The 9661-nt window shown below is 65.6% G+C and carries 8 protein-coding genes; 4 read left to right on the top strand and 4 right to left on the bottom strand.

Features of this window, described 5'->3' with window-relative positions:
- Positions 1–456 precede the first annotated feature (456 nt).
- Entirely contained in the window at positions 457–933 is a 477-nt protein-coding gene (locus VW23_RS23825) for an Lrp/AsnC ligand binding domain-containing protein (RefSeq protein WP_069911981.1), read from the bottom strand.
- Between the two features lie 142 nt (positions 934–1075).
- Here VW23_RS23825 and VW23_RS23820 point away from each other — a divergent pair, with 142 nt between their 5' ends.
- Positions 1076–2092 carry a 1-aminocyclopropane-1-carboxylate deaminase gene (locus VW23_RS23820; protein WP_069911980.1) on the top strand — a complete coding sequence of 339 codons (1017 nt, stop codon included), beginning with the start codon at positions 1076–1078 and terminating at the stop codon, positions 2090–2092.
- Between the two features lie 159 nt (positions 2093–2251).
- Here VW23_RS23820 and VW23_RS23815 read toward each other — a convergent pair whose 3' ends face one another.
- The 3 genes from VW23_RS23815 to VW23_RS23805 form a co-directional block, all read right to left on the bottom strand.
- The gene (locus tag VW23_RS23815) at positions 2252–2929 is read right to left on the bottom strand and encodes a DUF2461 domain-containing protein (RefSeq protein WP_069911979.1); all 678 of its coding nucleotides are present in this window, start codon (positions 2927–2929) and stop codon (positions 2252–2254) included.
- Positions 2926–4578, bottom strand: a complete 1653-nt coding sequence (locus VW23_RS23810; RefSeq protein WP_069911978.1) for a pentapeptide repeat-containing protein — start codon at positions 4576–4578, stop codon at positions 2926–2928. Before VW23_RS23810 ends, VW23_RS23815 begins: the two co-directional genes overlap by 4 nt.
- A gap of 255 nt (positions 4579–4833) precedes the next feature.
- Complete coding sequence (locus tag VW23_RS23805) at positions 4834–7005, bottom strand: FdhF/YdeP family oxidoreductase (protein ID WP_069911977.1); 2172 nt, start codon at positions 7003–7005, stop codon at positions 4834–4836.
- 305 nt (positions 7006–7310) lie between these two features.
- On the opposite strand from VW23_RS23805, the gene VW23_RS23800 reads away from it, so the two are divergent.
- From VW23_RS23800 to VW23_RS23790, 3 genes are all read left to right on the top strand, one after another.
- Positions 7311–7871 carry a cysteine hydrolase family protein gene (locus VW23_RS23800; RefSeq protein ID WP_069911976.1) on the top strand — a complete coding sequence of 187 codons (561 nt, stop codon included), beginning with the start codon at positions 7311–7313 and terminating at the stop codon, positions 7869–7871.
- On the top strand, positions 7868–8860 hold the full coding sequence (locus VW23_RS23795) for a GlxA family transcriptional regulator (RefSeq protein WP_069911975.1): 993 nt from the start codon (positions 7868–7870) through the stop codon (positions 8858–8860). Before VW23_RS23800 ends, VW23_RS23795 begins: the two co-directional genes overlap by 4 nt.
- A gap of 154 nt (positions 8861–9014) precedes the next feature.
- Complete coding sequence (locus VW23_RS23790; protein WP_141728474.1) at positions 9015–9638, top strand: ankyrin repeat domain-containing protein; 624 nt, start codon at positions 9015–9017, stop codon at positions 9636–9638.
- Positions 9639–9661 lie beyond the last annotated feature (23 nt).

Here is a 9661-nt window from a genome sequence, read left to right as displayed (position 1 = left end):
GACAGGGCTCCTTACACCCAAGCACCGGTGTCAGCCCAGCTCTCGCGCATATGCGCTAAGCTAGCGATTTGGGTTGGCCGGATGGACGCCACCTTAGCCCCCGACTGGGGTGACGCCGGGTATGCGGCCCGAGGCCCTGCAGGCCGCCCCAAACTCGGTGTCATCCCCGCTAAAGCGCGGCACTCCGTTTGCGATCGTGCTGCAGGCCAAGAAAACAGAAGTTCCCGCTTTCGCGGGAATGACCCGGTGGGTGGGGCACGACCCTAACTTAGCGCACGTGAGCGAAAGCTGGGATGACATCGAGTAGGTGGCGAGACTGGAGACAGTCCTCTCAGATCCCCACCCCACCCGCCAGCGTCATTCCCGCGAAGGCCCAGTGGGATCTCTCAGCGCCGGTGACGGTTGAAGCATCCCACTGGGTTCCCGCCTGCGCGGGAATGACACCGGTGGTGGGGTTCAAAACTCCAGCGCCCGCCCATCCACCACTTCCTTCATCACGAAGAACGTGCGGGTCTGCCTTACCCCTGGCAGCCCGATCAACTGCGTGCCGTGCAGGCGGTTGAAATCGGCCATGTCGCGCACCCGGATCTTCAGGAAATAGTCGAAGTCGCCGGCCACCAGGTGGCAATCGAGCACGAATTTCAGCTTTCCCACCGCGCTCTCGAAGGCCGCGAAGCTCTCGGGTGTCGAGCGATCGAGCACCACCCCGACCAGCACCAGCGTGCCGAGTTCGACCTTGTGCGGTGCCACCACCGCCCGAAAGCCGGAGACATAGCCGGCCTCGACCAGTTGCTGGGTCCGCCGGTGACAGGTGGCGGCGCTGACGCCAACTTCGACGGCAAGGTCGGCATTGCTGATCCGCCCGTCCCGCTGCAGCGCGCGCAGCATCTTGAGATCGATGCGGTTGAGATCGGGATCGGAAGATTCTTTCATTCTGAGCCTCAAAGTCGGCAGATGGCGCATAGTCCGATTAGATCGGGCGGCTGCCCGAAGCAATCGACGTACCAACATTGAAAGCACCCATCGCGAGACAATTGCTAGCCTCGAGTCAGATTTCGAGCTCAAGGACCCCGGCATGAACCTCGCGAAGTTCCCGCGCTATCCCCTCACCTTCGGCCGCACGCCGATCGAGAAACTCGACCGCCTCAGCGCCCATCTCGGTGGCGGCGTCGAACTCTATGCCAAGCGCGAGGATTGCAATTCCGGCCTCGCCTTCGGTGGCAACAAGCTCAGGAAGCTCGAATACATCGTCCCCGATGCCATTGCCTCGGGCGCCGATACGCTGGTGTCGATCGGTGGCGTGCAGTCCAACCACACCCGCATGGTCGCGGCGGTGGCCGCCAAGATCGGCTTCAAGTGCCGGCTGGTGCAGGAGAGCTGGGTGCCGCACGAGGATGCGGTCTATGACCGGGTCGGCAATATCATGCTGAGCCGCATCATGGGCGCCGATGTCCGGCTGGTCGACGATGGCTTCGACATCGGCATCCGCGACAGCTGGAAGAACGCCATCGCCGAGGTCGAGGCAGCGGGCGGCAAGCCCTACCCGATCCCCGCCGGCGCTTCGGTGCACAAGTTCGGCGGCCTCGGCTATGTCGGCTTTGCCGAGGAAGTGCGGGCGCAGGAGGCCGAGCTGGGCTTCAAGTTCGACTATATCGTCGTCTGCACCGTTACCGGCTCCACCCATGCCGGCATGCTGGTGGGCTTTGCCGCCGATGGCCGGGCTCGCAAAGTCATCGGCATCGATGCCTCCTGCACGCCGCAGCAGACTCGCGCCCAGGTGCTGGAGATCGCCCAGCGCACCGCCGAACTGGTCGAGCTTGGCCAGCCCATCGTTGGTGACGACGTCGTGCTGCTGGAAGAATACGCCTACCCGATCTACGGCGTGCCGTCGGAGGAGACCAAGGAAGCGATCCGCCTCGTCGGCCGGCTCGAAGGCATGATCACCGATCCGGTCTACGAGGGCAAATCCATGCAGGGGATGATCGACCTGGTCGAGACCGGCTACTTCCCCAGGGGAAGCAAAGTGCTCTACGCCCATCTCGGCGGCGCCCCTGCCCTCAACGGCTATGGTTATGCGTTCCGGAACGGGTGAGCGACCCGCCGTCACGCGGTAACTACTGCCCCTCACCCTGACCCTCTCCCCGGCGGGGAGAGGGGACGCACTTTGCACGGACAGTGCCACATCGCCCCCTCTCCCCGCCGGGGAGAGGGTCGGGGTGAGGGGCAGTACGTTGCAGCTGCAAGGAACTCCCTACCCTGCCACCTCGGCGATCAACCACTGCGTGATCGGCGCAGTATTGGCGAAGTGCTCGAGGCAAACCTCGGCGAAGTCCGGGTGGGCCGCGGCGCTCGCCGGCAGTTCGATGCCGGCGGTCAGCCCCTCGTAGAGCAGGAACTCCGCCCTGTCAGGATCCGTCTCGAAGCCGCGCGGCGTGAGTTTTCGCGTCTTCTCGCCGATGTTGTAGGCGCCCTTCGACTTGACCGCCGCCACCGCCGCGACCAGCGCCTTGCCGGAGCGCGGGTGGATGATCGACTGGCGAAAACTGTCGAGCGTCTCCTTGTCGAAGCCATACATGCCAGTGCCGAGGAACACCCGCTCCGCTTCGACATGCACGTAGTACCCCGGCCGGTCCCAGCTGCGTTTCTCGCCATGCCAGAACCACAGCCCCAGATGCTGCTTGTACGGTCGCTTGTCCTTCGAAAAGCGGATGTCGCGGTTGATGCGCGAGATCGAGCCGTTGACCTTGGGGTCGAACTGCACCTCCGGCGAGATAGCCTTGAGCTTCGGGCCGATCTCGGCGACGAACGCCTTGCCCGGCTCGACATAGCCGGCCTCATAGAGCGGCCGGTTGGCATCGAACCACGCCTTCTCGTTATGCGCGGCGATCCCTGCGAGGAACTCAAAAGTCTGTTTGGGGAAGCCGTTCACTCGAATGCTCCTACACGTGTGATCCGATAGGCCTGCCTGGCCTCGAGCCCATCCAGCCACGCATCGGACCAGCGCGGGTGACGGGCAAATTCCTCGGCGGCAAGCGGCGCGATCTCGAACCGGTCGCGTACGAAGCTCTCCGGCGACGCCTGTTTGGCGACCGTATCGAGGAAGCCGGCATCGAACACAATGGCGCCATCGAAATCGACGCTCTTGAGGTCGGCGCCGGAAAAGTCCACCACCCCGAAGATGGCATTGCGGAACGTACTGCCGGCCATTGAGGTACCGGCAAACGTCGTGTTGTGCACCACGCCGCCATCGAAATTGATGCCGAAGCCGCGGCTGCCGTCGAACGAGACGTGCTTCAGGATAGCGCCGGAGAAATCCGCGCCCGACAGTTGCGCCCCCTGCTTCAGCCCCGCGCCGCCGGTGATCGAGGGCAGCTCGCCCGCCGTGAAGCGGGTGTAGTTGATATTGGCGTTGCGGAACCGCGCATGCTCGAGATAGGCCCCGTCGAACTCCGCGCCCACCAGCAATTGCCGGTCGAAATTGGCAAAGCGCAGCGCCGCGAAGTGAAAGCGGATGGAGCTGCCGGTGCTGGTCGACCGCACCTCGGCAAAGCTGAAATCGGCGCCGTTCAGCGTCGAGAAATCGGTGAGCCCGTTGGAGATCAAGAGGCCGATGATCTGCCCGCGCTCCGGCGACAGCGGCCGATCCGACATCACGCCACTCTGTTCGCCGGCGAACTGCACCGCACCATTCGCCGCGTCGAGCTGCTGACGCACCGTCGCCGAGGCGGCAAGGTCAGTGCGCCGGAGCAGGCCCGACGACATCAGCAGGTTCTCATCGAGGTCGGTCAGCGGGTTGCGGAGATACCGATAGGGCCGCGCCGCCGTGGTCGCCGCGATGATGCGCGCCCGCAGCCCCGGGCTGAGCATCGCAATGGCGGGCTGATCGCCGGCAAAAGTGTTGAAACCTGCCACCTCCTGCGCCACCTGCGCCCCGATCTCCAGAATCTCCGGCACGATCGAGGTGGAGCGCTGCGCCTCGCCCAGCTCGATCTGACTCTGGATGAAGCGGTTCTGCTCTTCGATGCGGCCGTTCTGGTCCTGCATCAGCCCGATCTGGGTGCGCAGCAGCTGGTTCTGCTGGAACAGCAGCGCCGACCCCGCCAGCGCCGCAATCGCGGCGATGAAGGCGGTGATCGTCGCCATCAGCCAGCGCCGGGTCGAGACCCAGGCGTAACGCGCCAGCACCAGTTCGGCGAGATCGCGAGCGGAGTCGGTCGCTTCCGCGACCTTCTGCTGCGCGGCAAAGCGCGCGACCTCGGAGAGCGGCCGGGCGAAGCGCTCCATCTCCACTTCACTGCGCTTGAACAGGCTCTCCCAGATCTGGCGCCGGAAGATCATCAGCACCGCGGTGACGACCAGCACCAGGACGAGGAAACCGAACAGCAGCCCGAACACCAGCCCGCCATTGGCGGTGACGAACTCCACCCCGAACGTCGCCAGCGGGAAGCCGACGACGACACCGACGATGAAGACGACGATCGCAATCCCCAGCGTCGCCATCGCGGCATTGAACGCCCGCGCCCGCTCGCCAGGGCGATCCACTTCCGGCGCCGGTTGCCCCTGCTTGTCGTCGCTCATTGTTGGTCCCCGAACTCCCGAGGGGGAGATTATCCGAGTTCAGTGGGCCGGCAATCCTGACTGTGGGGGCCTTTTTGCATTGCCCTTCCACCAACTCGGCGTCATCCCCGCGCAGGCGGGGACCCAGTGCGATCTCTCAGCCTCCACATGCGTTGAAGCATCCCACTAGGTTCCCGCCTTCGCGGGAATGACATCTGTGGAGAAGGCGAGGCCGTGAATCACCGCGTCGCGTAGTGCTCAACTCACCCCTGACCGCTAACTCTCGATCCACACCGGCACCGACTTGAACGCCGGTGTCTTCGAGCGCGGATCGACTGCCGTGCCGCAGAGCACATTGGCTTCGGGATAATAGGCCAGCGCCGAGCCGCGCGGCAGGTCGAAGGCCATCGCCGTGCCCTTCATCCGCCCCGTGTTCGAGGCGATGGTGACCCGCTGCCCGTCGCGCACCCCGAACGCCGCCATATCCTCGCGGTTGAGGAAGATGGCGTCGCGCCCGGCCTTCAGCCGATAGCTGTCCTGCTCTTCATAGATGATGGTGTTGAACTGCCCCTCGGAGCGCACCGTGGCGAGGGTCAGCGGCGCCGGGGCTTTGGGCAGCGGCGTGACGACGAAATGCGCCTTGCCGTCCTTGGTCGCGAACTCGGGCGTGTGCATCACCCGGTTCTTGATGTGGAACTCGCGCTTCGCCACGTCGATATCGGCCAGCTGTTCCAACCCCGGCACGACTTTCGCAATCACTTCACGGACTTGCCGGTGTTCCTTGAATCGCTCGAACGGCACCGAACTATCCGGTAGCAGGAGTTTGGCGAGATCGCAGAGGATCACCGTTTCCGGCCGCACATTGTCCAGCCGCTCGATGCCGCCATCCGACAGGCGGACGAAGTTGAACATCGATTCCTGGGTGGTCGGCGACCACTCCTCGTCGCGGGCGGTGACGGGAAGGATCAGCACCTCGCCCTCTCCCAGCCCGTGCACATGACCCCGGTTCAGCGTGGTGGTGAGAAACAGCTTGAAACCGATCGCCTGCATGGCGCGGCTGGCGAACGCCGTATCGGGCGTGGCGCCCCAGAGGTTCCCGCCCATGATCACGGCGCTGTCGATCTCGCCGCGCGCCGCGGCTTCGAGCCCTGCCATGGTATCGAGCCCCTTGGCCCGGCCGAGTGTCACCCCGAACGCCTGTTCCATGGCGACGAACACCTGCTCGGAGACCACCGGCTTTACCCCGATGGTGCCGATGCCCTGGACGTTCGAGTGGCCGCGCAGCGGCAAGAGACCCGCGTAGCGCTTGCCGATCATGCCTCTCAGCAACGCCAGGTTGGCGATGGCTTCGACATTTTCCACCCCATGCAGGTGGTGCGTCATCCCCATGCCCCAGGCGAACACCACGTTCTGCCGGTTGGCGTAGCGGGTGGCGACGCGCTCGATCGCGGCCTGCGACAGGCCAGTGATCGCCTCGATCTCTTCCCACGAAACCGCCTCGAGGTCGGCCCGCAGCGCCTCGAAGTCCGCCGTGTGCTGTTCGATGAAGCTCCGGTCCTCGGCGCCGATGGCGAGCACCGCCTTCATCAGCCCCTTGAACAGCGCAATATCGGAGCCGATGCGCGGCTGCAGGTAGTCCGAGGCGATCTCGGTGCCGCCCGACAGCATCGAGGTCGGCGATTTCGGCACGGCGAACTTCACCAGCCCCGGCTCCTTCGCCGGATTGATGACGATCACGTCGCCGCCGCGGTCGCGGCAGTGCTTCAGCATGTGGATGAAACGCGGGTGGTTCGACGACGGGTTGGCGCCGATGACGAAGATCAGGTCGGCGCCGGTCAGATCCTCGAGCTCGACTGTTGCCGTGCCCTTGCCGATGGTGGTGGCCAGCCCCTCGCTGGTCGCCTGGTGGCAATAATACGAGCAGTTATTGACGTTGTTGGTGCCCCAGACCCGCGCCAGCAGTTGGAACACGAATCCGGCCTCGTTCGACGAACGGCCGGAGGAGTAAAAGAAGCTGCGGTTGGGATCGGTCACCTTCAGTTGCGCCGCGGCGTGGGCGATGGCGAAATCCCAGTTCACCGGCTCGAACCGGTCGGCGCCCGCTGCCTTGAACAATGGCGTATTGAGCCGCCCGAGCTTTTCCATCTCGCGGCCCGAGAGCTGCTGCAAGTCGCTCAGCGGGTGGAGGAACGCCTCGTTCGGAATGGCCGGCTGGATATCGGTCGATTGCGCCTGCACCGACTTGTTGCAGACCGACGGAAACTCGCCGAGCTCATTGGTCATCCCGCCCTTCTGCCCGCCCATGCCGTAGGCGCAAGCCTTGCAGGTATTGTGGGCGGTCAGCGCCTTGGCGGCCTTGCCGACGCCCATCCGGCGGATAGTGTCGACCGTGTAGAGCAGCTTTTTGGGGCCGCCGCCGACGATGCGCGGCCTGTCGTCGATAGTCATGCGATGTCCTCGTTGGCGCGAGGTTAGCATCCATCTCCTGCCGTCGCCATCTACGACGGCGGACGTGAGAGCCATCGATGGCCCGCCCAAACTCGGTGTCATCCCTGCGAAAGCAGGGACCCAACTCGCAGCTGGTGCAGGCGGCGAAATGGGTCCCTGCTTACGCAGGGATGACATCCGGTGGGGTGGCAGAGCGGGACGTCATCGATGTCCTTTTCTGTCCGCTCCTTGTCCCGCCCCGGCCTTTCGGGCACCCTCACACCGCCCTACCCTCCGACCATCATCCAGCCCCATGAGGTCCAGAAATGTCCGACACCGCCGTTCTAGTCATCGATGCCCAGGAATCGTTCCGGCAGCGCCAGAACTGGTTCGAGACCGACTACGCCACCTACCTGAAGAATCAGCAGGCGCTGATCGACGGGGCGCGGGCCAAGGGCTATGCCGTCATCCGCGTGCTGCATGTCGAGCCCGAGGGCATCTTTTCGCTCGCCTCCGGCTTCGTGCGTCCGCTGGCCGAGTTGCAGCTGACGCCGGATGCGGAGTTCCATAAGACCCGGCACTCGGCTTTGGTCGGCTCCGGGCTCGATGTCTGGCTCACCGAAAACGGCATCCGCCGGCTGATCGTCTCCGGCATCCGCACCGAACAGTGCTGCGAGACGACCACCCGGCACGCCTCCGATCTCGGCTGGCAGGTCGACTATGTCACCGAGGCGACCCACACCATGGCGCTGACCGACAAGACCGGCCGCACCTGGAGCGTCGAGGAGCTGAAGGCCCGTACCGCCGCCGTACTCGATGGTCGCTTCGCCCGCGTCTGCAGCATCGCGGAAGCCCTGGCCGGCGCGCCAAAGTCCGCCGCCGCGTGAGCCCTGTCCCGCGTAAGATACCGGTCTATGTCGTGCTGCCGGCGCGGACGTTGCTGCTCGATGTCGCGGGGCCAATGGAGGCCCTGCGCAAAGCCAGCCAGCTGCAGTCGGAAGTCCTGTTCGATGTCCGCTATATCGGCGCCCTGCCCGAGGTCACCAGTTCGATCGGCCTCACCGTCAGCGGCATCGCGCCGCTGCCCGAGGCCATCGAGGACCACGCCATGGTGGTGCTCTCAGGCGATACCGAACTGATCCTCGGCGCCGAGCGGCTGGGGCCGATCGAAGCGCCGCTGCAGGGCTCCGACGATATCGTCGCCTGGCTGCGCCGGCACATTCGCCCAGGCATCCGGCTGGTGTCGATCTGCTCGGGCGCCCTGCTCGCCGCCCGCGCCGGCCTGCTCGACGACCACGCCTGCACCACGCATTTCACCGATTGTGCGCTGCTGGCGGAGACCGCCCCCACCGCTCGCGTGCTGGAGAACCGGCTCTATGTCGAGGATGGCGAGCGCTACACCAGCGCCGGCATCACTGCCGGTATCGACCTGATGCTGCACATTATCGGCCAACTGGTGAGCCCGGCGACCGCCGCCGCCGTGGCGCGCTTCCTCGTCGTCTACCTGCGCCGCGCCGGCACCGACCCGCAGCTGTCGCCCTGGCTCGAGGGTCGCAACCACATCCACCCCGCCATCCACCGCGTGCAGGATGCCATCACCGCCGACCCGGCGCGCGACTGGTCGCTCGACACCTTGGCCGAAATCGCCTTCGCCAGCCCCCGCCATGTCTCGCGCCTGTTCAACGAGCACGCCGGGATGAGTATCCCCGATTACGTCAATCGGCTGCGCGTCGCGCTGGCCCAGCAACTGCTCAGCGAAACCCGCCTCGACATGGAACGCATCGCCGAACGCACCGGCTTCGCCTCGTCTCGCCAACTCCGCCGGGCCTGGGGCCGCATCAACCCGACGCCGCCCAGCGCGTCGCGCGCACACTAGCCCAGGGAACACGCAGGCTCCTTCGGCGTTACCCCCGGGTCGCTGCAGGAGAGCGCCGATGAATCCCTGGGCCAGCGTAACGCCTCTGCCTCCGCCGATTCCCCACGCCACCGGGTGGCTTCAACCGCTCGGCAAGCGGCGCTATGCTCTCCCGATGAGCGATCCCTTCGTTCTCATCACCGGCAACGATCTCGATGGCCTTCGCGCCGAGCTGGCGCATGATCCGGAGCTGGCGCATGCGCGGCATCCGAGCGGCGCCTCGCTGGTGGCCTGGGCCGCCTATATGGGCAATGTCGGCGCCATCTCGGCGGTGCGGGCCCATATCGGCGAGCTCGATCCGCATGAGGCGATCATCCTCAATGATGGCGAGCGGCTGGAAGTGGCGCTGGCCGGCGGCTGGGACGCCAACGCGCTCTCCGCCGATGGCTTCACCCCGCTTGGGCTCGCCGCCTTCTTCGACAATGCCGAGGCGTTCGAGCTGCTGCTGCCGCTGACCCGCGACGTCAACGCGGCAGCCAGGAACCCCCAGCAGGTCGCCGCCATCCATGCCGCCACCGCCAAGCGCAACGCGGCAATGGTGGAGAAACTGCTGCGCGCCGGAGCGAACCCAAACCAACAACAGGCGGATGGTTTCACCCCGCTGCATGCCGCCGCCATGCACGGCGACGCGGCGATCGTCGGGCTGCTGCTGCTGTTCGGTGCCGACCCGGGACAGCTGACCGCCAAGGACCGCTCGGCGGCGAGCTATGCCCGCGAGCTGGCTCCTATACACATCTGACGCTGCCGACCAGCGACCCAGTG

This window comes from Devosia insulae DS-56 (assembly GCF_000970465.2).
Taxonomy (GTDB): domain Bacteria; phylum Pseudomonadota; class Alphaproteobacteria; order Rhizobiales; family Devosiaceae; genus Devosia_A; species Devosia_A insulae.
This window is presented reverse-complemented; position numbering and strand designations above follow the sequence as displayed.

Coding starts and splice junctions, on each gene's coding strand:
- VW23_RS23805 (WP_069911977.1), bottom strand. CDS start 7,005: ATGACTATCGACGACAGGCCGCGCATCGTCGGCGGCGGCCCCAAAAAG.
- VW23_RS23825 (WP_069911981.1), bottom strand. CDS start 933: ATGAAAGAATCTTCCGATCCCGATCTCAACCGCATCGATCTCAAGATG.
- VW23_RS23810 (WP_069911978.1), bottom strand. CDS start 4,578: ATGAGCGACGACAAGCAGGGGCAACCGGCGCCGGAAGTGGATCGCCCT.
- VW23_RS23790 (WP_141728474.1), top strand. CDS start 9,015: ATGAGCGATCCCTTCGTTCTCATCACCGGCAACGATCTCGATGGCCTT.
- VW23_RS23820 (WP_069911980.1), top strand. CDS start 1,076: ATGAACCTCGCGAAGTTCCCGCGCTATCCCCTCACCTTCGGCCGCACG.
- VW23_RS23800 (WP_069911976.1), top strand. CDS start 7,311: ATGTCCGACACCGCCGTTCTAGTCATCGATGCCCAGGAATCGTTCCGG.